Here is a 24,829-nt window from a genome sequence, read left to right on the forward strand (position 1 = left end):
AAACATAACACAATTGTGATTTGAAGGAATATTGTTGAGTCTTGTCGAATTTCATTTTAGAAATCTCAATCCATCATTTATTCTATATAGAATTCAGGTGACCAAGTGGCTATGAAAACCTTCACGAGATCGAGAATCTCCATGCTATACGTTATTTTAATCGTGGTTTTACTTGCTTTTGTCAGCGTATCCAACTACATTGCTTCTCGCAATATGGAGAGTGAAAGCAATGCGATCGTGAATGATTCCATTCCGATCACCAAAACAACGAACAGCTTGCTAACCGATCTGATCAATCAGGAAACCGGCATCCGCGGTTATGAGATAACCGGCATCGAGCAATATTTGGAGCCTTATACGACAGGCAGAAAGCAGCTGGAGGAAGATCTGGACAACATTCGTATGTACGATAAAAAGTATCCGACCCTGCAGCTTATTATGGATACGCAAGCGATTCCGGCCATTACCAATCTGCAGAAGTTCTTTGACTCCCAGTTGGAACTGATTCGCGCGGGCAAATTTGATGAAGCCAAGGCCCGGACGGCAACCGGCAAGACAATGATGGATCGTTACCGTGTCATCCATACGAGCATCGAGAAGATCATTATACAGATTACAGAAAATGCCTACGAAACTTCGCTCAAAGCAGGCAAAACCTCTCGGACCATTACACTGGTTGGAGGCATTATCGCTTTAATTGCAGGGGTGCTGTCCCTCTTCATCTCCTTCCGGGCTATTCACGCCGAAGAAGAGCTTCGTAAAAGCGAGGAAAGTTACCGCTATATGGCCGAAAGCCTCGAAACACAGAATGAGGAAATCATTGCGCAGCAGGAAGAGCAGCAGGTCACTTTAGCCAAGTTGTCCGAGAGGGAACAAGATCTTGAGCTGATTTCCTCCTACCAAGAGAAACTTACCGGCTACGTGGAGCTCAAAGATTTCTTGAAGCATACGCTGCCTGCGCTGTTGAATTCCCTGTTGCAGGATGCGGCCCTTGTCGTTATGAAACGGGAAAACGCGGGCACGGCTCCCTCCTATGAGGTCATACATTCCATTGGGTATCCGAAGGAGCACATCCAGGTACATCAGAAGGAGCTTTTTGGGCCGGCAAGACGGGTTTTCGAAGAAGGAACGAATCTGATTCACACGCGGGATGTCTCCGGGCATGAAAAAGGTGTGCATGGCGGCATGACTCATGCCGTCGATCATTATGTTCCTCTTCACGACGATAAACAGACGGTGATCGGCTTCCTTCTGCTCACGAGCTACCAAAGCTCCGTGTTCCAAGAAAACAACCAACGCCTGACCAAAGGCTTGGTGCGTCAATTCGGCTTGGCATTCTTCGCGCAGGTGATGAATGACGAGAGAGTGAAGCAAGCCGCTCATTTGGCGGAATTAAACGATGAACTCATTGCCGAAAAACTGTTGATCGAAGGCCAACGCGACCTGATCCAAAATATTTTGGAATCTGCGCACGAAGGCATGATGATGTGTGATTCCGAAGGGACGATCCTTTTCTCGAATCACCGGATGAACCGCTATTTTGGCCTGAATGAGCGCATCGGCGAGAATTTGGTGGCTTGCTGCCACGCTATCGCTGCTGAAACGACGAGCTTTTTCGGTGCAGCTGCGTCGATTGAATCGCTGATTAACGGCACGCACACGCATCTTACGCAGCGCTTTGGTTTCGTGCTTGACGATCAGCCCCAGCACGCGGAGCTTTATGCGACCGTCGTCAGTGAAGATACGGAACAGCAAGGGTACCTCTTCGTTTTCCGTGACCGGACAGAAGAAGAACGCGTGGATGAAATGAAGAATGAGTTCATTTCCATTGTCTCTCATGAGCTGCGGACCCCTTTGGCCAGTGTGCTCGGCTTCATCGAGATTCTGCTGCATCGCGAGCTGCCGCATGATAAGCAGAAGAAATATATGGAAACCATTTATAAAGAAGCTCACCGTTTATCGAATTTAATCAACGATTTCCTTGATTTGCAGCGAATGGAGTCCGGCCGGCAGTTATACCATTTCTCTCCGATTAATTTGCTGCCGACTGTACAGGATATCGTCGATCAATGGCAGGACAAGCAAAACCACAGCATCGTTGTTCACCAGCAAGAGCAAGAACTATGGGTACGGGCTGACGCGGACCGGATCCGGCAAGTGTTCCATAATCTGATCTCCAATGCGATTAAATATTCTCCCGGGGCGGAGCGCGTCGACATTTATTTATCCGCAGCGAACGGTAAAATTGTCGCAGCCGTGCAGGATTACGGACTTGGCATCCCGGAGGAAGCCCATGATCAAATGTTCTCCAAGTTTTTCCGGGTCGATAATTCCGACCGCCGCCAAATCGGGGGAACCGGCTTAGGTTTAGCCATTGTGAAAGAAATCGTCGAAGGGCATAACGGACAGATCTCCTACGAGTCTCAAATGGGGGAAGGCACTACTTTCCGGATTGAATTCGAGCAGTACAAGCTATCTTCCATGGAGGGGAAAATCGTTGTTTTCGAAGATGATGACGACCTCGCCAAACTGATCCAAATCGCACTGACTAAGCTGAATCTCCCTTCGATCCAATTGCGCTCTGCGGAAGAAGGCATCATCGCTCTGAACCGCTGCAAGGGTGAGCCGATTCTGTTCATCGTGGATATTCATCTTGAAGGCGTTAAGAACGGGTGGGATTTCATCTCCGACTTATCCAGGCACCCGATGTACTACCAAACTCCGGTGATTGTATCGACCGCACTCGATCAGCCGCTTGATTTCCACGAAAAGGATATTCAGAAATACCTTAAAAAACCTTTCTCCATGGAGCGGCTCGTCCAAGTTGCCAAAAATTTGCTGGATAACAAGAAAAGCAATGCGTACGTTTTTCCGGCGCAGGACAAAGACTCTCTCTCCAGTACTCTACAGCGCAACGGAATCGATGTGCTTGAGATGAAAGAAAATATGGATATGATTGAAGTAGAAATTAAGAAGCCGAAGTTAGACGCCTAGATCAGCCTAGTCTCTCCTTCTCCGATTTGGGGAAGGGGAGATTTTTTTATTGTAAAGCGACAGGGATTTCTCTGCCCGGCGGCCAATATACTAGAGGAAACGCAACTCATCATTAGGAAAGGGTGACCCCCGGTGGCAAAGCTCGAACCCGCTTCCAACCCGATACACACGCGCAGCGCTTGGACATTGTTCTTTTCCCTGCCGATATTCGCTTGGGCCATGTACGATTTCGCGAATACGATTTTTTCCTCCAATATTGTAACGGTCTTCTATCCTTTTTATTTAAAAGAAACGTTAGGGAAAAGCGAGGAACTCAATCAGATTGCCAGCACGTTCATCACGTACTCCAACGCTTTATCCAGCTTTTTTCTCGTGCTGCTGTCCCCCTTATTCGGCGTGTGGATCGACCGGACGGGCAAAAAGAAAGCCTACCTCGTCCCTTTCACCTTAATTGCCATTCTGGCGACACTGCTCATGGGCGCTTCTGCCTTTTGGCATACGGATCAGCAATGGGCAGGACTCAACGCATCGATTCTGGGTGTCATCTTCTTCTTCATGATCGCCAAATTCTTTTATAATTCGAGCTTAATTTTCTATGATTCCATGATTTCGGATCTGGGCAGCGAACGTGAAATCCCTATCATTTCCGGTGTTGGCGTAGCGGTTGGTTATGTCGGCACTTTGGTCGGACTCGTGGTATTCCCGTTAATTAACGGCAATCATTTTGAAAATACATTTATTCCCAGCGCGCTTATGTTCTTACTTTTCTCCCTGCCGATCATGTTCCTCTACAAAGAGAAGCCGCATAAGCCGGTTAGCGAGAAAAAATCACTCATGAGCGGCTATCGCGAGATCTGGGCTACGTTCAAAGAGGCGCGTAAGTACCGCGCCGCGTTTCTGTTCATGATCGCCTACTTCTTCTTTAACGATGCCATTGCCACGGCAATTGCCGTCATGGCGATTTATGCGAATACGGTGATGGGCTTCACCACCGGGCAGTTCATTCTTCTCTACTTAGTGTCGACCGTATCGAGCATCATCGGCTCCTTCCTCTTCGGCTATGTCACCCGCAGTGTGGGGCCTAAGAAGGCCGTGACCATCGTTGCCTTCATCCTCATCATCGCGATTGCCATAGCGGCTCTTGCGACAAGCCAAAGCCTGTTCTGGGCGGCCGGCAGCCTCTATGGCGTATCCATGGGAGCCATGTGGGTAACGTCCCGTACACTGATCGTGCAATTAACGCCCGAGGAGAAACGCGGCCAGTTTTTCGGCTTATTCGCCTTCTCCGGCAAAGTATCCTCGATTGTCGGGCCTGCGCTATACGGATCAATCACCTGGGCACTCGCTTCTACAGGCAATCTCGCCAGCCGCGTCGCGCTCGGTTCCCTGCTGGTGCTGGTCGTCATCGGACTCCTTGTGCATATGCGCGTGCCGCAGAAATTGCATTCTTCCACTTAGTTCGTGTACAATAGCTTTTAATCATAAGCGAAAGGTGTGAGGAGTATGAAGGGTCCTGTGATCAAGCAGAAACGTTTCCTATTTCTCATTCCCGTTAAACACTAAAGCGTTCGCTGCTTTAGTGTTTTTTTTCGCGCCGAAGCTGATCTTCCTAAGCGGGCAGCGGTGATTTTAAAGCAAGAATACAGATTATCTCAAAGGGAGGAGAGATCGACATGCGGTATAAACGGGTCCTCATTAAACTAAGCGGCGGGGCTGTTGCGGGAGAAAGCGAGTTCGGCTTCGATCCTAAACAGCTGGATCATATCGCGAACGAGATTATGACTGTCGTTCAGTTAGGCGTTGAGGTGTGTCTTGTCATTGGCGGAGGCAATATTTTTCGCGGCAATATGGGCGAGAGCTGGGGGATCGAGAAGGCGGAGGCCGACAATATCGGTACGCTGGCTACCGTCATCAACAGCCTGATGCTGCGCGGGGTGCTGAAAGCGAAGACCAACGCGGAAGTGCGCGTCATGACAGCCATTCCGATTGCTTCTGTGGCGGAGCCTTTTATCCGGCTTCGTGCCATTCATCATTTGGAAAAAGGGTACATCGTGATTTTTGCAGGCGGCAACGGACAGCCCTTCGTCACCACCGACTATCCGTCGGTCCAAAGAGCCATTGAAGTGAACTGCGAAGCCATTTTCGTGGCGAAACAGGGCGTTGACGGTGTGTTCGATAAAGACCCTAAGCATCATAAAGAGGCGCTTCAGTACAAATCTCTCCACTACAACGACGTTATCCATCATAATTTGAAGGTCATGGATCAGTCCGCCTTCATTCTCGCACGTGATTATCACATTCCCATTCATGTGTTCAATTTCGACAAACCCGGCTCCATGAAAGAAATTTGTGCAGGGCAAAATACAGGCACGATTATCAGCGGCTCCTCCCAGCTCATTTATCATTAGGGATAACCGGACGACGTAAAACTTCACCAATAAAAAAGGATAGAGATCAGTTTACAACTGCCGCTCTATCCTCTTTGTTTATTCGTTTTTGTCCAGCATTAGCACGTAATAGTCATTCGCATTCTTCGTTCTAAAGCCGCAGGATTCATATAAACCGAGTGCTTTCTCGTTCTCGACCGCTACTTCAAGCTTGACCTTGCCTGCCTGATGCCGCTGCTTAAGCTCTACAATGGTCTGGCTCAGTATTTGACGCCCGTACCCCTTGCCACGATAGGCCGGCAGGACGCAAAAGCCGTAGATGAATCCGCTGCTATCCTCCCCGATCATGGCTCCGATTTTAGCAATCGGTTCTTTCTGCTCGCCGAGCCCAAGCTCTGCGACCCAGGTTCGTTCTTTGTCACCGGTAATCGTTTGATTGACGTATTCTCTCGCATCGTCCTCCGGCATGTTGAAGCCAGACGTGTTAAGTTCAACGAGCAGCTCCGTATCCTGCACACTGGCGGAACGAAGCGTGATCGGCTGTTCGCCGGTTTGCGGAGCCCCTGCCGCATCCTCCTGAAGCTCCATCACATACTCGGAGAAACTGCAGCCCGCTCCAAGCTCCGCCAAAAATGCCTTGCCGCTCGCCGATCCGCGTTCATTAATGAAAATCGCTTTCGGCACTCCCCTGCCTCTGCACGCTTCCAGCGCCACCTGCACCAATTGGCCAAAAATACCTTGATTCCGCACATCCGGATGCACCATTCCGCTAATTTCCACTTCCGTAGACAGGAAGCTGTATATCGCCAGAAAGCCGACAATCCGGTCATCCCGGTAAAATAAAAAGTCATTCACCACGCCTGGCGGACGATCTGATAATGTGCTCCAGTTCAGTTTTATATCAATATGATCATGGCTGTTGCAAGCCTCCCATAATTCCCTAACTTCCTTCAGCTCCTGCGGCGACAGTCCTGCCCGTGGAATAATGCCTTGTTTCACTAGGTTGTCCTCCATAAGACTTAATTACTTGCCTACTGTCATTATACAGGTCTGGTCTGCGGCGTGGTAAGCTAATAAATCGTTTTACAGAAAGTTTCGTCACTGTGAACGATTGACCCTTAGCCCCCTAAGGAGCCGGCTCATCTTATTGCGCCTGCCGGGCGTACTCATCCGGCGTTTGGCCGGTAATGGATTTAAAATCTTTAATAAAATGCGACTGATCGTGATAGCCAAGATCCATCGACAGCTTGGACCAGTTCGGCTTCACGCTGACATCAGTCGCCTCCGCCGCATTCTGGATGCGCGCCAGCTTAATGACCCACTTAGGGCTAACGCCTACATAGTGGTCGAACAAGCGCTGCAGCGTTCTTTTGTTTACGCCGAAGCGGTCGCAAAGGGCATCTACCTTCGTGACGTCAGGCTGCTCGTTAATGAAATCAATGATTTCATTGATAAAAGTCACCTGCGCATCCCGCCCGGGCAGCTTCAGCCGGATCATTTGCTCCATAAGCGCTACCATTCCCTGCTCATCTTCTGCAGCAAACATAGCCGTCTCCAACGCAAGCGGGTCGACGTCAAAAACGCTCCGAACGCTCAGCGGACTGAGCTGCATGTCGGAAACCGCCCGCCCCACGAACGGATAAAAACCGCCAGGCTTGAATTTGACGCCAAATACGCAGCCTTGCCCTTCCAGGTAATGTCCGTATTTCTCTTTGCCTGGACCGTAAATAGCTGTTCGCCCCGGCTCCACGATCAGATTGACGCAGGGATTCGGAATGACATGCTGCTCGTAAGGTTCTTGGCCCCTTAAATCCCACCGTACGATCCAGAAATGGCGAATGAAAAAGGCCAAATCCTCCGAGGGAGTCACTCTGGAAAGCTGAAATTTCCTCGGTACTTGCTGGAGATTCATAATGCCCAGACTAGGTGTAATGAGGTCAGACATGATGCCGATCACTCCTTGTCGCGTTTTTACAATACTTGAGGCGTACAATCCTATATCATGAATTTAACACATAACGAGGGAGTGAGTGGCAGTGGAACTGAGATACGAATTTTATATTGGTGCAACATGCAAAGAAGTGTGGGATATTCTGGTGACACCGGAGGGGACGCGTAAAATTTTGTTCGGAAGCGTGCTGGAGTCCACATTCGAGATCGGCTCTGATTTCAGATACATCGGGCCTGGCAACGACGGCGATGAAACCGTTCATGTATACGGCACGATTCTGGCCTATGAACCGGGAAAGCATTTGTCCTGCATCGAACATGCCGGTCCGTCCTACAACCCGAATCATGCGGATTTCCAATCCCGGATGACATTTACCCTGGAGACGGTCGGCAGCTGCACGAAAATGACGCTCGTCAATGACGAGTGGACGCCGAACCACCCTAGCTTCGAGAGAACAAAAGCAAGCTGGTGGATGATTCTAAGCAATATTAAAACACTTGCGGAGACGGGTAAAACATTGGATTTCGGCTGGTAAAATTGCGGCTATCCCAGAAGGTCATCCTTTCAGACCTTTTGAGATAGCCTTTTTCAAATCGCCTTTATAACGGCAAAAGCGCGAGCGATGTTTTCTCCTCCAGCCCGGCAACCATATCATGCCAAGCCTGTGGTTTATTCGCCAGGACGGAATAGTAGCGTTTCAAGAAGTTCACAACAATCGCTGCGTCAAGCTGTGACATGTCCTCATCTGTTGGTAGAAAACAGAGATCCAGCTCCTCCACCGCTTGCCCGTTGTTCTCCCAAGAAGGATGAACGTATGGGAAATCAATCCGTTTGTAACCGAGATGCGACAACACTTCACGCCGCACATAAGGATCCATCGGCTTCACGCCGCCAAATGCATGGCTTTCGATCCGATACGGATCATAGATCTCGGCAAACATCCCCAGCATCGGCTTACCCGATTCAGCTGCTAAGGCCTCCAGGTCGTTCCAGCGCTTGCGCGCCAGGAAACGGCCAATGCCCAGTCCCGCTTGACCGATAATCGTGAAATCCGTCATCGCTACCTGAAAGTCTTCGTAATAGCGGTACTCTGTCGTGCCAACGACCTTCCCTTCATGGACGGCGACGAACACCCGAATACCGGGGTCCTCCAGCGGCTCTTTCCACAACGCGTATTCCAGTACCTCCTCAGGCGGGAATACCTCTTTCATCAGATCATGCATCGCGCGAAACAAAGGGTTGTCTATACTTGTAATCCGTATGTACTCCATTAGCTTCTCAAGCTCCTTTATGTCAAAATTCGAAATGGATTTCGCCACTCCATCAAAAGCGCATAGTTCTGCGACTCTTTATCCTCCAAATAGTCCGGCACCACCTGTACCGGCGTCCTGCCGCAGCGCAGCAGGAAGGTAATAACTGGGTCCTTGCAGGTCCCTGACATGACCGCTTTCCCATATTCCTCCGCACTCATGGCTTCGGCATACTTGTGGTAACCCGGCATGCGCCCGCCCCCGAGCAGTCTGCGCAGCCCCAAATGCACAACCACCTCATACATGGATTGCATCATCCATTTGCCGAGGCCGAACTTGCGGTAGGCGGGCATCACGCAGATATCCACAATGTATAACGTATCGCCGTCCGGCCGATGCGTGCGGATGTAGCCATCGTCTGTCAACGTCGACCAGCTATGATCGCTAGCGTGCCCTTCCTCGTAGCTGACGAGCAGCCCCGTGATCGACCCGACAATCCGGCCTTCCACCTCGACACAAAGTGCGCCTTGGGGGAAACGCGAGACGTGCTCCGTGAGCTGCTCTTCGTTCCACCAAAGCTCTGACGGAAACGGCGGCGGAAAGCTTTCCTGCTGGACGCGGATCAGCGCGTCGAAATCCGCTTTTTCATAATTGCGTATGATCGCCTCGATCGGCTTGTCTCCGTCGAAGACATACAGCTTTTTAGCATAAAATCGGTGCGAATTTACGTCCATAACACTATGGAACCCCCCAGCTTTGATTACGCCCAATCGGTGTACAGATCCGTTCTGCGGTCACGCCACGTAGTGACAGAGCCTTTTTCGCGGACAAGCGTCAGCAGGTCTAGATCCAAATCAGCCGTGACCACCATGTCGCCGTTGATTTCGCCTTCAACCATAATGCCTTTTGGCGGAAAAGGCACGTCGTTCGGGGTAATGACAGCCGCCTGGCCAAAGTTCGCGCGCATAAAATCTACCGTCGGCAGAGCGCCGACCGTCCCCGTTGTGACGACATAGATTTGATTTTCGATCGTTCGCGCATGGCACGTGTAACGCACCCGGTGGAAACCATGCCGGTCATCCGTACAGGACGGAGCGAACAGCACATCGGCGCCGCGGGCTCTGGCAATCCGGACAATTTCCGGGAACTCCACGTCATAACAGACGAGTATCGCAATACGCCCTTTGTCCGTGTCAAAAACCTGCAGCGAATCGCCGGCGCCCATATTCCACTCCTTCACCTCGGTCGGGGTAATATGGAGCTTCTTCTGCTCCCCAATCCGCCCGTCGGGATAAAATAAAAACGCCGTGTTATACAGCTTGCCTTCCTCAGAGGTAATGTGCGTACCGCCAATGATGTGCATGCCCGTCGTCTTCGCCAACCCTTGGAAAAGCGTCCGGTAAGCATCCGTATATGTAGGCAACGCCTCAATCGGCAGCGCTTTGCCGTTCTCATCGCCAATGGACATGAGCTGTGTCGTAAACAACTCAGGAAACAGCACAAAATCCGCCTCAAACTCTTGAGCCACCTTCACATAATGCTCCACCTGCGCGGCGAACTCCTCAAAATTACGTATCGAGTGCAAATGATATTGTACAGCCGAAACTCTCATTTTCAACGTTTATCTCTCCTTATCTTGTCATTGTTCCAGTACCGGATTTACAGACTAACAAGCACCCGTCCTCTTACTTTCCCATCCAGCACCTCTTGCGCCGCCTCGGGAGCCCCGTCCAGCGCAACTTCTCTGTACACCATCCGCTCAAGCAGCTGCGGCTTCAATTCAGCGGCTATCCGCTCCCAAAGGGGCTTCCGGATCTCCGCCGGACAATACACCGAATCAATGCCCAATACATTCACGCCTCGCAGAATAAAAGGAAACACTGTCGCTGCAAAATCGCCACCGCCCGTCAGACCGCTCAAAGCGACGGAACCGCCGTATTTGATCCGGCTCAGCACATAGGCGAGCGACTCGCCGCCAACGGGGTCCACGCAGCCGGCCCAGTACTCCTTGTCCATCGGCTTCCTCACGGACGGGGAAAGCTCTTCCCGCGGCACGACACGCTTCGCCCCCAGCTCAAGCAAATACGCATGATCGGCGGACTTGCCTGTGCTTGCTTCTACCTCATAGCCAAGTGCGGCCAGCATCGACACGCTGTTGCTCCCTACCCCGCCCGTTGCGCCGCGAACGAGCACGGGGCCCTTCTCCTTGCTCAGTCCGTTCTCTTCCATTCGCTGAATCGAGAGCGCTGCCGTAAAGCCTGCCGTTCCCAAGATCATCGCCTCGCGAGCGGACAGCCCTTTCGGCAGGGGCACGACCCAATCGGCCGGAACACGCGCATAGGCGCTAAATCCGCCGAAATGTCCCGTTCCCAGCTCATAGCTGGTCACAAGCACCTCATCGCCCTCGCGAAAGCGCGGGTCCGACGAAGCGGCAACCGTCCCTGCCAGATCGATGCCCGGCACCATAGGGTACGTGCGCACGACGCGTCCGTTCGGACTGCAGGCCAACGCATCTTTATAATTAATACCCGAGTATCGCACACGAATCGTCACTTCACCCGGCGGTAAATCTTCCATTCGCAGCTCTTTCACTTGTGCGGAAAAACGCTCCTCCGTCCGCTCCACCACCAACGCATTAAAGCTTTCCATTCGGTTTAGCCTCCTCGATCCTCGATCCATATAGGTTTCGATCAGGTAAATTTCCATCAACTACCTATTTAGTGTACTAGAATCGGGAGCAGGATTCAAAGGGTTTGCAATGCATCAAAACGCTAGTCTTTAACGCAGAAGTTGGCGCACTTTGAAGCGACTGACTCATTAACAGGAAAAGCTACTGCTAATTCGACTCTTTTCGGAACAGTAGGAGAAGATTAAAAGGATTTTCTCCGGTTTATGTGTCGAATCCAATGAAGAAAGCTCGTTGCAGGAGCAATTTACTGGAGTTTTTCCTGTTAATCTACCGACACAGCCGCAGGTCGCTCGAAATAGCAGGAGGTTTTCCCGCTAACAGCGGAAAAACGCAAAAAAAACTCCCCGGCCTCATGACTCATGACCAGGGAGTTCCCCTTACTGCTGCTGGGCAAAGCCCGCAGCTTCCAAAAACCGTCCAAAAGCCGCTTGCCCGACTTCATCACGCTTGAACACGCCTGCGTCGAGCAGCACGTCCATGAACTTGCTGCCGACCTCCGCCTGCAGCGCCGCCTTCGCGCCGTCTGCCGTCAGCGCAGCGCCGTGCTTCGCAAGCAGCGCATCGATCCATGCCTCATGCTTATGCAGCGGATGACCGGCCTCCTCGCGGATCGCTCTGTCGAAGTCGGCTTCGCGGGTGAGGATCTTGGCGATATCCGCCAGCTCCTCTTGCAGGCGGCCTGGCAGTACCGCCAGCCCCATGACCTCAATCAAGCCGATGTTCTCCTTCTTGATGTGGTGCAAGTGCTGGTGCGGATGGAAGATGCCATCCGGATGCTCTTCGCTGGTGCGGTTGTTCCGCAGCACCAGGTCAAGCTCGTATTCGCCGCGCGCATTGTTGCGGGCGATCGGGGTAATCGTGTTATGCGGGACACGCTGTCCGTCCTTCTCGCTGAAAGCGAGGACGTCCGCTTCCGCATCGCTGTATGCGCGCCAGTCGTCGAGCAGCTTGCTGGCCAGCTTATACAGCAGCAGCTTGTTATGGCCGCTCAAGCGCACAACCGACATCGGCCACTTCACGATGGCGGCCTTCACGCCGGCAAATTCAGCGTGAGCGAACATGTTCTCGCTCGCAGCTTTCTCCATCGGGAATTGATGGCGGCCGCCCTGGAAATGATCGTGGTTCAGAATCGAACCTCCCACGATTGGCAGATCCGCATTCGATCCGATGAAGTAATGCGGGAATTGATCGATGAAATCCAGCAAGCGGTAGAACGTATTTGCCGTCGTTTTCATCGGGATATGCTTCTCATGGAAAATAATGCTGTGCTCGTTGTAATACACGTAAGGCGAGTACTGGAAGTACCATTTCTCATTATCCAGCTCTAACGGAATAATGCGCAGATTTTGCCTTGCCGGGTGATTCACACGGCCTGCATAGCCTAAGTTGTCCGCGCAAAGCAGGCATGCGGGATAGCTGCTTTGGGGCAGCGTTTTGAGCAGAGCAATTTCCTTCGGATCCTTCTCCGGTTTCGAGAGATTGATCGTGATTTCAAGATCGCCGTAGGCCGTATCCGCCAGCCAGTATTCATTCTTCTGAATACGGTCCATCCGAATATAGTTCGAATCAATGGATTGCTTGTAAAAATAATTCGTTGCCGCCTCGACCCCGGTGGTCTTGGCCGTGCTCCAGAATTGATTCACAACCTCGGAAGGACGGGGCATAAGCAGCCCCATAATCCGTGCGTCCAGCAAATCGCGGTACGTCGTTGTATTCTCCTCCAGAAGACCTGCCTCATAAGCCGCATCCAACAGCTCTTCCAGCAGGGCAACAGGACTGCTTAGCTTCTCAGCCGGCACTGCTCCTGCATAAGGCTCGGCAAGACCGAATAAATCAAGCAAAGCATTGCGTGACGTATAAACATCCAACTGCTCAATCAGGCCATTTTGCTGCGCGAACTGAAGGAGCCTTTCTATGGTCAATGCTGCAGATTGCGATGCTTCAACTGTCCGTTCCATGTGCCACATTCCTTTCTTAAACAAGCCTACTCGGCATAACCGCTCGGGTTATTTTGGTGCCAGTTCCATGCGCTTTCAATGATGGATTCCAAGGAATCGCGGCTCGGCTTCCAGCCAAGCTCCGTTCTTGCACGCTCGGAGGAGGCGATCAGCGTAGCCGGGTCGCCCGCTCTGCGCGGTTCAATTACTGCCGGAATCGCATGCCCGGTTACTTTGCGGGCGATATCGATGACTTGCTTGACCGAGAATCCCGTACCGTTGCCAAGGTTATAAATATTGCTTTCCGCTCCGCCGCGAAGCTTCTCAACCGCAAGCACATGAGCGCTCGCCAAATCGCTGACATGAATGTAGTCGCGCACACAGGTTCCGTCTTCCGTTGCGTAGTCATCTCCGTAGATGGAGATATGCGCTCGTTGACCTAACGCTACTTGCAGGATGATTGGAATAAGGTGCGTCTCCGGACTGTGATCCTCGCCGATTTTGCCGCCGGCATGCGCGCCAGCCGCATTGAAGTAGCGAAGGGATACATATTTGATGCCATGGGCCGTGTCGAACCATTTCATCATTTTTTCCATCGCCAGCTTCGTCTCGCCATACGTATTCGTAGGCAAGGTCCGGTCGCTCTCCAGAATCGGAATGTTCTCAGGCTCGCCGTAGGTGGCGGCTGTCGAGGAGAACACGATATTTTTCACGCCGTATTGGTTCATTTTCTCAAGCAGGCATAGCGTTCCGTACACGTTATTATGATAGTATTTGGCAGGGTTCGTCATACTCTCGCCAACCAGCGAATTCGCCGCAAAATGGATAATCGCGTCAATGTTGTTTTCCGTGAAAACCGTATCCAAAAACTCGCCGTCACGCAGATCGCCGACATACAGCTTGCCGCCAAGCACAGCATCTCGGTGTCCTTGCTGCAAGTTATCGACAATAACGACTTCTTCCCCTTTTTCCAGCAGCTCAGCTACTGCATGCGAACCGATGTAGCCGGCTCCGCCCGTTACTAATATCGCCATTTTACAACGCCTCCTTGACCTGTTCGACACCATTTCCGATTTCACATACATAGAAGCTTGGTGTTAAACCTGTTTGTTCTGTATATTCTTTGCCGACTTGATCGATAAATGTTTGCACGCTGTCCTCATGAACCAAGGAAACCGTACATCCGCCGAAGCCTGCGCCTGTCATGCGCGCACCAAGCACACCCGGAACCTTCAATGCTGCCGCAACCATCGTATCCAGCTCGAGACCGGTAACTTCATACAGATCACGCAGGGAGTCGTGGGAACCGATCATCAGTTTGCCGAAGGCTTCAAGATCGTTCTTTTCCAGAACTTCGATCGATTTGAGCACGCGATCAATTTCTTCTATGACGTGCTGCGCTCTGCGGCGGACCGTTTCGTCCGGAATGAGATGCTTGTATGCGTTGAACTGATCAAGGTTCAATTGGCCCAGCAGCGTGATCGCAGGGAACTGCGTTTGCAGATAAGCAACGGCTTGCTCACACTGGCTTCTTCTCTCGTTGTAAGCGGAATCGACAAGGCCTCTGCGTTTGTTGGTGTTTCCGATCACCAGCTTATAGCTGCCGCTTTGGAACGGCACATGGCGGTACTCCAGCGTGTCGCACATGAGCAGAATCGCATGATCCTTCTTGCCGTTAGCTACAGCAAACTGGTCCATGATTCCACAATTTACGCCAACGAATTGGTTCTCTGTTTGTTGTGCCAGCAGGGCGATTTTCACCGTGTCTACCGGATATTTCTCAAGCGTTTCCAATGCAAAAGCCGTAACAACCTCGATGGAAGCCGAGGACGAAAGTCCGGCACCGTTCGGAATTTCACCGTGGAACAACAGATCGTAGCCTTGTGTGACCGGTAAGCCCGCTTTGGCCAAGTGAACGAAGATTCCCTTCGGGTAGTTGATCCAGTTATCTTCTTCTCGATAGGACATGTCATCTATGGATATTTGTTTGCAAAGCGCCATGTTGGTCGATGCAAATCCGATGACACGGTCTTGTCTTGGACGGATAAGCAGCGTTGTTCCGAACGTTAACGCCGCCGGGAATACATAACCGCCGTTGTAATCCGTGTGCTCACCGATCAGGTTTACCCGGCCAGGAGCATGAAACGCTGAAATTGGCGCTGCGGTTTCCCCGTAAATTTCAATAAACGTGTCTTTTAAAGTTTGCAAATCTGCCATTCTGGCACCGCCTTTAGTTTATTTAGGATTGCTGCAGGAGCAAGTTTGTAACTTCAGTATAAGAGAAGTACGTGCAATTGGCTATGGAGGCATGTTATTTTCGCATGGAAAAATGTGATTTCAACCTTTCTTCCCTTCTGCGAAATATGGTAAATTAGAAAGACCATAAGGCCATATCAATGGGAGCTGAGGATACGTCATGTCAAAGCAGGAAAGCTACTACGTCGTTTCGAACCCGTTACCGTCCGGAGAGAGCGCTCTGACCGTGCTGTTTGCCGGAGAGAGCCAGACAAAGCCTGTGCACCGGTTAGGTCCCAAAGTGTACGACTACTACTTGATTCACTATGTTATTTCAGGGAAAGGCGTGTTTTCTACGCAAGGGGAGGAGTATGCGCTAGGCGCCGGCGACAGCTTCGTCATAGAGCCTGAGCAGCTCATCAGCTACGTTTCGGATGAGAGCGATCCTTGGCATTACTGCTGGATTGCTTTTACAGGCGAGCAAGCTCCTGCGCTGCTTGCTTCAACAGGCGTCAATCCCATGCGGCCTATTCTTCATACCACCCGCAACCGGCATATTCCTGTGCTGTTTCGGCATATTCAACGAGCCTTGCGTACCAGAAAAGCGAACGCACAGCTGAAATCCGTCGGATACTTGCTGCTTCTATTAGGTGAGTACTGCGAAGCTTTATCCGCCTCCACAACTACCGGCATCGTCACGGAAGTTGAGAGCGACCGGATTGTTCAGCAGGCTATTCACTATTTGTCTACGCAATATGCCGAGCCTATCACCATTGAAATGATGGCGGAAAGCTTGGGCTATAACCGCGCCTATCTGTCACGCTTGTTCAAACGGCATACGAAGGTCACTCCGGTTACGTTTCTGCTCAAGCTTCGAGTAGATAAAGCGCGCCAACTGCTGCGCGAACGGTTGGAGCTGACGATTGAGCAGATCGCAGCTTCTGTGGGCTTTTATGATCCGCTATATTTTTCCAAGCAATTCCGGCGATTATACGGCGTTTCACCCAGCGAGTATCGAAATCAAATCAAATCTCTTTGAGGATTGATGCTATCTCTTCAAAACAAGCTATTTCATTCCATCTGATTAACGGGAAATGTTCCTGCTATTTCGCGCACATTCAGGAAAATTGCACGATTAAATGGAATTCCTCCTGTTATTGGCTAGAATTAATCACACACACATGGGATAAGGGCAAATTAACAGGAGTTTTTCCTGCTAACTGGCACATATAACTAAAAATCACTTAAATAACGGGAATTTTTCCTGCTAATGCTCTACAAACGAAAGAAAAGCAAAACACCACCCCAGGAGCGTGCTCCCAAGGTGGTGTTTCTCGTATCTTTTACCGTTTGCCCGGATCGTAAGGCTCGCCAAGAGCCGACGGTGCTTTAGCACGGCCTACTGCGCCTGCCAACACTAAGATCGTCAGCACGTAAGGCAGCATGTAGAGGAATTCTTGCGGAATGTTTTTCGAGAATTCGAACAATCGCATGAAGTTGTTCAGTGCCTGCGCCATACCGAAGAATACGGCAGCGCCAAGGGCGCCAAACGGGTGCCACTTACCGAAGATCATCGCAGCCATCGCGATAAAACCTTGACCGGAAATGGTGTTATGCGAGAAGGCGCTTGTTGTCGTCAACGTAATTGTCGCGCCGCCAAGCCCGCCCAACAGACCGCTAATCAATACAGCGATGTAACGCACGCGTTTAACTTTAATCCCAACGGTATCCGCGGCACTCGGATGCTCACCTACGGAACGCAGGCGCAAGCCGAATGGGGTTTTGAAAAGAACGTAGTACGTTAAAGCTACTAGAATTAGCGCAATATAAGTGGTTGGATAAGCGGTAAATAACGCGTATCCGAGATACGGGATTTTCGACAATAGCGGAATTTCCCATTTGGAAAACACATCGTTTAACGTTTCGGTTTGACCAGCACCGTTGAACAATACTTTAACCAGATACAGCGTAACACCAGCGGCCAAGAAGTTAATGACCACACCGCTGATTACTTGATTGGCCTTGAAGGTAATTGTCGCTACCGCATGAATGAGAGCGAAAATTAGCGCAAACAACATCGCTGTCAGCAACCCGATCCAAGGAGACCATACGCCCATGTCCGCCTGTTCCGCATAATATGTGCCAACCGCGGATGCAAAGGCACCCGACACCATAAGACCCTCAATCCCGATATTGACGACACCGGAACGCTCCGAGAAAATACCGGCAAGAGCTCCGAAGATCAGCGCCGTCGAGTATACGAGTGTTGTGTTAATAAGTTCACTGAATTTCGTGAAGAACGCGTTGAGCATTGTGAGCAGGTCCATGTTACGACGCCCTCTCTTTCTTGCGTTTGCTATAGAACGGGATGAGCACCCATTTGACAATCCCTTGTGTGGCAACGAAGAAGATTACCGAACCGATGACGATACGGATAATCTCAGGTGGCACATCGGCACCAAAGCTCATTCCCGCTGATCCGTAGGATAAGCCGCCGAATAGCGCAGCACCGAGGATAATCCCGATCGGATTGTTAGCGCCCAGCAAGGATACTGCAATGCCATCGAATCCGTAACCCGGCGAACCTGCTGCAACAACTTGATAATGGAATACGCCCAAAATTTCAAAAACGCCGCCAAGTCCGGCAAAAATACCCGAAATAAACATCGCTTTAACAATATTTCGATTTACATTCATACCCGCATACTTCGCAGCATCAATGTTATGGCCGACGGCACGCAGCTCGTAGCCCTGCTTTGTTCTCCATAAGATCACATAGAAGACGACTGCTGCAAGAATCGCAATCACGGTCCCCCAGTGAACCCTGGCATGATTCATAAGGTCTGAGAGCCAAGTAATGCTTAACGAAGCCGAGTCCTGAATCATGTAGGAACGCTGCTGCTTCGGCTCCAACAGGAACGCATTTACGATATAGTTCGACAGGAATAACGCGATCCAGTTGAGCATGATCGTTGTGATAACTTCGTTAACCCCGCGTTTCGCTTTTAAATAACCCGCGATTGCTCCCCAGAGTCCTCCAGCGAGCGCACCGACGATAACGGCTAGCGGAGCATGAATGATCCATGGAAGCCCTGTTACTTTTACACCAATAAAAGTAGCTCCCGTCATGCCCATGACGAATTGTCCCTCGGCTCCGATATTAAATAAGCCTGTCCGGAACGCAAATGCAACGGATAATCCCGTCAAAATCAAAGGGGTAATCGCACGAATCGATTCACCGATGTCATATGAATTACCAAAAACACGGGAAAACAACGCCCCATAGGCAGCAATCGGGTTGTAGCCCCCTGCCAGCATGACGAGCGCTCCGAATAACAGCCCGAGCACAATCGCCACGATGGGATTCACCGCTGATTCACTTGTAAAAATACGAACAACCTTATTCATGAGCAGCTCCTTTCCCTGTGCGCTTGCTGCCAGCCATCAGAAGTCCGATCTCTTGATCGTTCGTCTCTTGCGGCAGCACTTCTCCCACAATCTGTCCTTCATAGATAACGGCAATGCGATCCGACACATTCATAATTTCATCCAGCTCAAAAGAAATCAGCAAAACAGCTTTACCCTTATTCCGCTGCTCAATCAGTTGGCGATGCACGAATTCAATGGCACCGACGTCCAATCCGCGCGTAGGTTGAGCGGCAATCAACAGATTTGGATTCTTGTGTATTTCCCTGGCAATAATTGCTTTTTGCTGGTTGCCCCCCGATAAGGAACGGGCCTTATTGTAAATGGTTGGCGTTCTTACATCGAACTCCTTAATAAGCGCTTCCGCGTGGCGGTCAATCGCTTCATAATTAAGGAAGCCCGCTTTGTTATAAGCAGGGTGGAAGTACGTTTCCAACACCATGTTTTCACTCATCGAGAAATCGAGTACCAGTCCGTGTTTGTGCCTATCCTCTGGAATATGAGACAAGCCTGCCTCGGAGATCTCCCGCGGTGTCCAGTTCGTGATGTCGCTTCCTGTCAGCATGACTTGTCCGCTATCGATGGATCGCAGTCCTGTTAACGCCTCGATCAATTCACTTTGTCCATTGCCATCGACTCCGGCGATGCCCAGAATTTCTCCGGCTTTTACCTCGAAGTTAAGCCCTTTCAAAGCAGCAAGCCCTTGATGATTCCGCACAACCAAATCCTTAACTTTAAGAACGGATTCCCCTAGTTTCACTTCTTTTTTCTCAACCTTGAAAGAAACATCGCGCCCGACCATCTTCTCCGCCAAAATCTGCGGATTCGCGTCTGCGCTTGCAATGGAACCGATTACTTTCCCACGGCGAATAATCGTCACGGTATCGGCAATCTCCATGATTTCTTTCAGCTTATGTGTAATGAGAATGATGGATTTACCTTCTTTGACCAAATTGCGCATGATGACCATCAATTCGCTAATTTCTTGCGGCGTTAGTACAGCTGTTGGTTCATCAAAAATGAGAATATCGGCGCCGCGATACAGCGTTTTCAATATTTCAACGCGCTGCTGCATGCCGACGGAAATATCTTCAATTCTTGCTTTTGGATCAACGCGCAACCCGTATTGCTCGGATAGCCGGCGCACTTTGTCTTGCGCTGTTTTAATGTCGACATTAAACCCTTTTTTAGGCTCCATGCCCAAAATAATATTTTCCGTTACGGTAAATGGCTGAACCAGCTTGAAATGCTGATGCACCATCCCGATACCTAACTCAATCGCCCGATTGGGGCTATCAATAAAAACTTCCTTGCCTTGTACTTTAATAATGCCTTCTTCAGGCTGATACAGCCCGAACAAAATATTCATCAGTGTGGATTTACCTGCACCGTTCTCGCCCAGCAGGGCATGGATTTCACCCTTCATCAGCTTCAAGCTGATGGCATCATTCGCTACAATGCCCGGAAACCGCTTCGTTATGTTGCTAAGTTCAACAACAGGGACTACTTCGCTCATCAGATCACCCTAAGGATCAATTTTTTATTACTTTAAACTAAGAACAAGGCTAGTTATTGTAACTAGCCTTGTTTGAACAGAAAGCAAATCTATCGTTCGTAACCGCTATGCCATTTATACACTTATTATGGTGTTTCAGGAACTTTGATTTCGCCGCTGATGATTTTTGCTTTGTACTCGTCAACCTTTTTCATGATATCGGCTGTTACATTTTTCTTGGAAGTCTCAGGAAGGCCTACACCGTCATCTTTCAGACCAAGTGTAACGGTTTTGCCGCCTTGGAATTTGTTGTCGATTACGTCTTTGGAAACACGAGCAACCGCGTTGTCAACACGTTTCAACATGGAAGTCAGTGTCACTTCATCGCCGAACTCAAGGGATTGGTCTTTATCTACGCCGATAACCCAAACTTTTTTACCGTTTTTCGCACGGTCTTTAGCTTCGTTGAATACGCCGTTACCTGTGGAACCAGCTGCGTGGAAAATGATATCAGCGCCGTCGTTGTAGATCGTAGCTGCTGCCGCTTTACCAAGGTCAGGCTTGTCGAATGCGCCTGTGTAGTTAATTTGGATCTTCGCATTTGGATTTACCGCTTTCACACCAGCTACGAAACCGGCTTCAAAACGCTTGATAACTGGGATGTCGATACCGCCGACGAATCCGATTTTGTTGGATTTTGTCGTAAGACCTGCAACCACACCTACAAGGTAAGAACCTTCTTGCTCGGAGAAAGTAACGGATTCTACGTTTGGAGCTTCAACAACGTTGTCAATGATCGCTAATTTCGCGTTCGGGTTTTGCGTTGCAACCGTTTTAAGTGCATCGCCCATCAAGAAACCGATACCCCATGTCAAGTTGTAGCCGTCTTTAACGAATTGGTTCAAGTTAGGCGTGTAGTCAGCATCGCTTTTACTTTCCAGGTTCTTCACGTTAGCGCCGGTTTGCTTTTTCAGTTGTTGTAAGCCTTCCCATGCGCTTTGGTTAAAGGATTTATCGTTGACCCCACCAATGTCTGTAACCATCCCGATTTTGAAATCTTTACCGCTGTTGTTGCTTGGTGCTGCGGATGAACTAGCTGCTGGAGTTGCGGATGCCGCCGGTTTAGTTTCTTCTTTTTTGGCGCAACCAGTCAGAGCAAGCGCGGAAACAGTGACAGCCATCAGTGCTGTTGTGAGTACTTTCTTCATCATTTCTACCCCCAAAAAATAAATTTAAAATTGTACCTTAAATCCCACATTCTAGGTTGACCAGAACCACCATAATTATGCGTGTTTGGCTATAACCGAGTGTATCACTTTATAACGAAAGTTAAAAGCAATCCACAGCATAATTCGTGATGTCAAACAAGTTGACACGGCCTTTTTTGTAAGCCCCTACAATATAGGTTTTAAGACCCAATGACTTATTATACTACCGCCGGTTAATAAAATCTAGATGACCTTTTCTTTTATTTTTCGACTATTAATGTCATAAATTGATCAGGTACCAGCGGTTGGCTAAATAGTTCTCCTTGCACCTCCGTACATTGCAAAAATTTCAGGTATTCGAACTGTTCTTCCGTTTCGACACCTTTCGCAATCAGATTTAATCCCAAGCGGTTAGCCATCCGAACGATAGCTGCAGCGAGCAGTTGATTTTCGTCATCATCGACCAGATCCCTGATCAACGTGCTGTCCAGCTTCACACTGTCAAACGGCATGCCCTCCAAGCCGCTTCGCGCAAACAGCCCGGTACACAAATCATCCATCGTAATGCGTACGCCAAGCTTCTTCAGCATTATCAACTTCTTGCTCGCTTCTTGCACATTCGACGACGTAATGCTCTCTGTCAGGTCAAGCTCGATCTGCCCGGGATCAATTCCCGTCTCTTGCAGGATATCAGCAATTTCTCCGGTGAAATAGTCACTTTTGAATTGTGAAGCCGTAATCGCAATCGTCATCCTTAGCGGTTCATGGCCTGCGTCCTGCCAGGTTCTCATCTGCTTGCACGCCGTCCGAATCGCCCAATGGCCGATTGGTACCATGAAGCCCAATTCTTCGGCTGCTTTCCGCCAATCCATGACGGTGCGCAGCTGACTGCTCCCTTTCTCCCAGTGAAGGCTGACTTCCATGCCGATCAGCTTACGTCCGGCAATTTCATATTGCGGCTGATACCGTAATTCAAATCGTTCCTGCTCTAGGGCCGCACGGAGCTCGTTCTCCATATGGGCTTTGCTCTTCACCCTGACATCAATGTCCGATGCATAGAATTGAAAACGGCTGTTCTCCTGGCTTTTGGCCTCATACATAGCCTCATCCGCACGCTGCAAGAGATGCTCGGGCCGTGTGCCATCTAGCGGATAAAGCGCAATTCCCATGCTGGCTGTGATCGCGACGGGCTTTCCATCCAGTATAAATGGCTCCTCCAAAACCGATTGAATGCGCGTAGCTACCACTCTCACATCTTCCGGTTTGGTAAAAGATTCAAGCAAAATAATAAACTCATCGCCGCCCTGCCGATAGACCGTGTCAGATCCCCGCAGACAGCCTAGCAATCTTTCGGCGGCCAATCGAATGAGACGGTCTCCGCAAGCGTGCCCCAAAGAATCATTGACTTCCTTGAACCTGTCCATATCCAGAAAGACAACGGCCGCAAGATGATCATGTCGCTGAGCATGAAGCAGCACACTGTTCAACCGGTCTTCGAACAACCGGCGGTTAGGCAGTCCCGTTAATGTATCATGGTAGGCCAGATAGGCAAGCTCTTTACTCTTCTCCTCCTGCTCGAGTCCTCTTAACCGCAAGTGACGTATAAATACGGCAAAAAAGAAGCAGATAAACGCTTGGATGAGGACGAACAATAAAACTTTAGGGGTAACTTTAAAAGAAGCAACGGCAAGCAGATTGACTGTCAGCAGAAAAAAGCCCAGTATGCCCAAATAGCGGAGCTCCTGCGCTTTGGTCCGTTGGATCCACTTTATAAAAAAGCTTCTCATTGGGGGGGAACCTCCATTCCGGTGATCAAAAAAGGCTATTCCAAATGGGAATAGCCTCGGTGTCGTAAACAGCATCCCATTGGCTGCCCAGCCGTCGTTGTTGGCATGGCAACCTTAGACGCCTATAGCGATATTCAGGTTAAAAACGTAAAAAACGGGACTAATTAACTATATCATAGTTATTCCTAGCCTGGCTATTCTTTCTTAAATCAGCAAATTAAACAGTTTCGGATCCTTATTGATTTCGATGTAACCATAGTCCTTCTGGGACAGGCGCTCGATGAGCCCTTCGTAATCGTCTTTATTTTTGAGCTCAATACCGACTAGTGCAGGAGCATCATCCCGGTTATTTTTTTTCGTATACTCAAATCGGGTAATATCGTCAGTCGGTCCCAGGACTTCTTCCAGAAATTCACGTAAGGAACCTGCACGCTGCGGGAAATTGAGAATAAAATAGTGCTTCAAACCCTCGTACACGAGCGATCTTTCCTTGATTTGCTGCATCCGGTCAATATCATTATTGCCGCCGCTAATGATGCAAACCACGTTCTTGCCGCGAATCTGATCCCTGTACGCATCAAGCGCCGCAACAGGAAGCGCGCCTGCGGGCTCGATGACAATGGCATTGTTATTGTAAAGTTCCAGAATCGTCGTACACTCTTTGCCTGAAGGGACGATGACGATATCCTCCAGTTTCTCTTTGCAAATGTCAAAGGTCAGCTCGCCTACCTGTTTGACTGCAGCTCCATCTACAAACTTTTCGATCGTAGACAAGGTTACGACTTTGCCCTGCTTCAGCGATTCCTGCATGCTGGCTGCGCCCTCCGGCTCGACGCCAACGATTCGTGTGCGCGGAGAAACGCTATCCACATAAGTCGCCACGCCCGCTACAAGGCCGCCTCCGCCAATCGTCGCGAAGATAAAGTCCGGCGTCTCGGACATTTGATTCATGATCTCCAGACCGACAGTGCCTTGCCCGGCAATCGTACGCACGTCGTCAAACGGGTGAATAAACACTTTATTTTCTTTCGCACAATACGCCTTCGCATGATTGGAGGAATCATCGAACGAATCCCCGGTCAGAATCACTTCTACAAAAGCTCCGCCAAACAGTTTCACTTGAGAGATTTTTTGTCTTGGCGTAGTCGTCGGCATGAAGATTTTCCCTTCGATGCCAAGCTGCTTACAGGAGTAGGCCACGCCCTGTGCATGATTGCCGGCGCTTGCGCACACAACGCCCGCTTCGCGTTCCTCCGGCGTCAAGCTTTGAATCACATTGTACGCTCCGCGAATTTTAAAAGACCGTACGACTTGCATATCTTCACGTTTCAAATAAACGTTGCATTCATACAAGTTAGAGAGCTGCTCATTGCGTTGCAGAGGCGATGGTTCGATCACCTTGCTGAGCACATGATTGGCCCTAATAATATCTTCCAAACCTACTTTTCCGGAAACAACCATTTTCTCTTA

General features: G+C 50.0%; 20 protein-coding genes. 5 read left to right on the forward strand and 15 right to left on the reverse strand.

All coding sequences use genetic code 11. From position 1 onward, the window contains the following. Positions 1–141 precede the first annotated feature (141 nt). The 3 genes from GC097_RS21470 (at position 142) to pyrH (ending at position 5,402) form a co-directional block, all read left to right on the forward strand. On the forward strand, positions 142–2,994 hold the full coding sequence (locus GC097_RS21470) for an ATP-binding protein (RefSeq protein WP_246294386.1): 2,853 nt from the start codon (positions 142–144) through the stop codon (positions 2,992–2,994). Between the two features lie 132 nt (positions 2,995–3,126). Further along, positions 3,127–4,452 (forward strand): MFS transporter, encoded by a 1,326-nt coding sequence (locus tag GC097_RS21475; protein WP_312875714.1) that lies wholly within the window; start codon positions 3,127–3,129, stop codon positions 4,450–4,452. A 215-nt stretch (positions 4,453–4,667) separates the two neighbouring features. Continuing rightward, positions 4,668–5,402: a UMP kinase gene (pyrH, locus tag GC097_RS21480; RefSeq protein ID WP_171685352.1), complete on the forward strand. Its 735-nt coding sequence runs from the start codon at positions 4,668–4,670 to the stop codon at positions 5,400–5,402. A gap of 78 nt (positions 5,403–5,480) precedes the next feature. On the opposite strand, the gene GC097_RS21485 is transcribed toward pyrH, so the two are convergent. Both GC097_RS21485 and GC097_RS21490 read right to left on the reverse strand, forming a co-directional pair. Further along, positions 5,481–6,380, reverse strand: coding sequence for a GNAT family N-acetyltransferase (locus GC097_RS21485; protein WP_171685353.1), 900 nt, complete (start codon positions 6,378–6,380; stop codon positions 5,481–5,483). A gap of 145 nt (positions 6,381–6,525) precedes the next feature. Next, positions 6,526–7,326, reverse strand: coding sequence for a helix-turn-helix domain-containing protein (locus GC097_RS21490; RefSeq protein ID WP_216625849.1), 801 nt, complete (start codon positions 7,324–7,326; stop codon positions 6,526–6,528). Positions 7,327–7,417: 91 nt separating this feature from the next. Here GC097_RS21490 and GC097_RS21495 point away from each other — a divergent pair, with 91 nt between their 5' ends. Next, a complete protein-coding gene (locus tag GC097_RS21495) occupies positions 7,418–7,867 on the forward strand; it encodes an SRPBCC domain-containing protein (RefSeq protein WP_171685354.1) in 450 nt (149 codons plus the stop codon). A gap of 64 nt (positions 7,868–7,931) precedes the next feature. On the opposite strand, the gene GC097_RS21500 is transcribed toward GC097_RS21495, so the two are convergent. From GC097_RS21500 to GC097_RS21530, 7 genes are all read right to left on the reverse strand, one after another. Then, positions 7,932–8,603 (reverse strand): GNAT family N-acetyltransferase, encoded by a 672-nt coding sequence (locus GC097_RS21500; RefSeq protein ID WP_171685355.1) that lies wholly within the window; start codon positions 8,601–8,603, stop codon positions 7,932–7,934. Between the two features lie 17 nt (positions 8,604–8,620). Then, the gene (locus GC097_RS21505; protein ID WP_171685356.1) at positions 8,621–9,316 is read right to left on the reverse strand and encodes a GNAT family N-acetyltransferase; all 696 of its coding nucleotides are present in this window, start codon (positions 9,314–9,316) and stop codon (positions 8,621–8,623) included. A 26-nt stretch (positions 9,317–9,342) separates the two neighbouring features. Next, positions 9,343–10,200, reverse strand: coding sequence for a carbon-nitrogen hydrolase family protein (locus GC097_RS21510; protein ID WP_171685357.1), 858 nt, complete (start codon positions 10,198–10,200; stop codon positions 9,343–9,345). Between the two features lie 41 nt (positions 10,201–10,241). Continuing rightward, entirely contained in the window at positions 10,242–11,231 is a 990-nt protein-coding gene (locus GC097_RS21515; protein ID WP_171685358.1) for an acrylyl-CoA reductase family protein, read from the reverse strand. A 417-nt stretch (positions 11,232–11,648) separates the two neighbouring features. After that, complete coding sequence (locus tag GC097_RS21520; RefSeq protein ID WP_171685359.1) at positions 11,649–13,229, reverse strand: UDP-glucose--hexose-1-phosphate uridylyltransferase; 1,581 nt, start codon at positions 13,227–13,229, stop codon at positions 11,649–11,651. Positions 13,230–13,255: 26 nt separating this feature from the next. Beyond that, positions 13,256–14,242: a UDP-glucose 4-epimerase GalE gene (galE, locus tag GC097_RS21525; RefSeq protein ID WP_171685360.1), complete on the reverse strand. Its 987-nt coding sequence runs from the start codon at positions 14,240–14,242 to the stop codon at positions 13,256–13,258. 1 nt (position 14,243) lies between these two features. Continuing rightward, positions 14,244–15,425, reverse strand: coding sequence for a galactokinase (locus tag GC097_RS21530; RefSeq protein WP_171685361.1), 1,182 nt, complete (start codon positions 15,423–15,425; stop codon positions 14,244–14,246). Positions 15,426–15,624: 199 nt separating this feature from the next. Between GC097_RS21530 and GC097_RS21535 the strand changes: the two genes are divergently transcribed. Continuing rightward, on the forward strand, positions 15,625–16,482 hold the full coding sequence (locus tag GC097_RS21535; protein ID WP_171685362.1) for an AraC family transcriptional regulator: 858 nt from the start codon (positions 15,625–15,627) through the stop codon (positions 16,480–16,482). A 304-nt stretch (positions 16,483–16,786) separates the two neighbouring features. Here the strand turns inward: GC097_RS21535 and GC097_RS21540 are convergent, their stop codons facing one another. From GC097_RS21540 to ilvA, 6 genes are all read right to left on the reverse strand, one after another. Beyond that, entirely contained in the window at positions 16,787–17,770 is a 984-nt protein-coding gene (locus GC097_RS21540; protein WP_171685363.1) for an ABC transporter permease, read from the reverse strand. Between the two features lies 1 nt (position 17,771). Then, complete coding sequence (locus GC097_RS21545; RefSeq protein ID WP_171685364.1) at positions 17,772–18,851, reverse strand: ABC transporter permease; 1,080 nt, start codon at positions 18,849–18,851, stop codon at positions 17,772–17,774. Continuing rightward, positions 18,844–20,385, reverse strand: a complete 1,542-nt coding sequence (locus GC097_RS21550) for an ABC transporter ATP-binding protein (protein WP_171685365.1) — start codon at positions 20,383–20,385, stop codon at positions 18,844–18,846. The genes GC097_RS21545 and GC097_RS21550 overlap by 8 nt, the downstream gene beginning before the upstream one ends. A gap of 125 nt (positions 20,386–20,510) precedes the next feature. Continuing rightward, the gene (locus tag GC097_RS21555; RefSeq protein ID WP_171685366.1) at positions 20,511–21,572 is read right to left on the reverse strand and encodes a BMP family lipoprotein; all 1,062 of its coding nucleotides are present in this window, start codon (positions 21,570–21,572) and stop codon (positions 20,511–20,513) included. A 260-nt stretch (positions 21,573–21,832) separates the two neighbouring features. Next, positions 21,833–23,359, reverse strand: a complete 1,527-nt coding sequence (locus GC097_RS21560) for a putative bifunctional diguanylate cyclase/phosphodiesterase (protein ID WP_171685367.1) — start codon at positions 23,357–23,359, stop codon at positions 21,833–21,835. Between the two features lie 204 nt (positions 23,360–23,563). Then, positions 23,564–24,820, reverse strand: coding sequence for a threonine ammonia-lyase IlvA (gene ilvA / locus GC097_RS21565; RefSeq protein WP_171685368.1), 1,257 nt, complete (start codon positions 24,818–24,820; stop codon positions 23,564–23,566). Positions 24,821–24,829: the final 9 nt, after the last annotated feature.

It is taken from the genome of Paenibacillus planticolens (assembly GCF_013141725.1).
Taxonomy (GTDB): Bacteria; Bacillota; Bacilli; order Paenibacillales; family NBRC-103111; genus Paenibacillus_E; species Paenibacillus_E planticolens.

Bases quoted from the DNA above. Each gene is read 5' to 3' on its own strand.
- GC097_RS21530 (WP_171685361.1), bottom strand. From the start codon at position 15,425: ATGGCAGATTTGCAAACTTTAAAAGACACGTTTATTGAAATTTACGGG.
- GC097_RS21515 (WP_171685358.1), bottom strand. From the start codon at position 11,231: ATGGAAAGCTTTAATGCGTTGGTGGTGGAGCGGACGGAGGAGCGTTTT.
- GC097_RS21545 (WP_171685364.1), bottom strand. From the start codon at position 18,851: ATGAATAAGGTTGTTCGTATTTTTACAAGTGAATCAGCGGTGAATCCC.
- pyrH (WP_171685352.1), top strand. From the start codon at position 4,668: ATGCGGTATAAACGGGTCCTCATTAAACTAAGCGGCGGGGCTGTTGCG.
- GC097_RS21560 (WP_171685367.1), bottom strand. From the start codon at position 23,359: ATGAGAAGCTTTTTTATAAAGTGGATCCAACGGACCAAAGCGCAGGAG.
- GC097_RS21505 (WP_171685356.1), bottom strand. From the start codon at position 9,316: ATGGACGTAAATTCGCACCGATTTTATGCTAAAAAGCTGTATGTCTTC.
- galE (WP_171685360.1), bottom strand. From the start codon at position 14,242: ATGGCGATATTAGTAACGGGCGGAGCCGGCTACATCGGTTCGCATGCA.
- ilvA (WP_171685368.1), bottom strand. From the start codon at position 24,820: ATGGTTGTTTCCGGAAAAGTAGGTTTGGAAGATATTATTAGGGCCAAT.
- GC097_RS21540 (WP_171685363.1), bottom strand. From the start codon at position 17,770: ATGGACCTGCTCACAATGCTCAACGCGTTCTTCACGAAATTCAGTGAA.
- GC097_RS21500 (WP_171685355.1), bottom strand. From the start codon at position 8,603: ATGGAGTACATACGGATTACAAGTATAGACAACCCTTTGTTTCGCGCG.
- GC097_RS21490 (WP_216625849.1), bottom strand. From the start codon at position 7,326: ATGTCTGACCTCATTACACCTAGTCTGGGCATTATGAATCTCCAGCAA.
- GC097_RS21550 (WP_171685365.1), bottom strand. From the start codon at position 20,385: ATGAGCGAAGTAGTCCCTGTTGTTGAACTTAGCAACATAACGAAGCGG.
- GC097_RS21520 (WP_171685359.1), bottom strand. From the start codon at position 13,229: ATGGAACGGACAGTTGAAGCATCGCAATCTGCAGCATTGACCATAGAA.
- GC097_RS21535 (WP_171685362.1), top strand. From the start codon at position 15,625: ATGTCAAAGCAGGAAAGCTACTACGTCGTTTCGAACCCGTTACCGTCC.
- GC097_RS21470 (WP_246294386.1), top strand. From the start codon at position 142: ATGCTATACGTTATTTTAATCGTGGTTTTACTTGCTTTTGTCAGCGTA.
- GC097_RS21555 (WP_171685366.1), bottom strand. From the start codon at position 21,572: ATGAAGAAAGTACTCACAACAGCACTGATGGCTGTCACTGTTTCCGCG.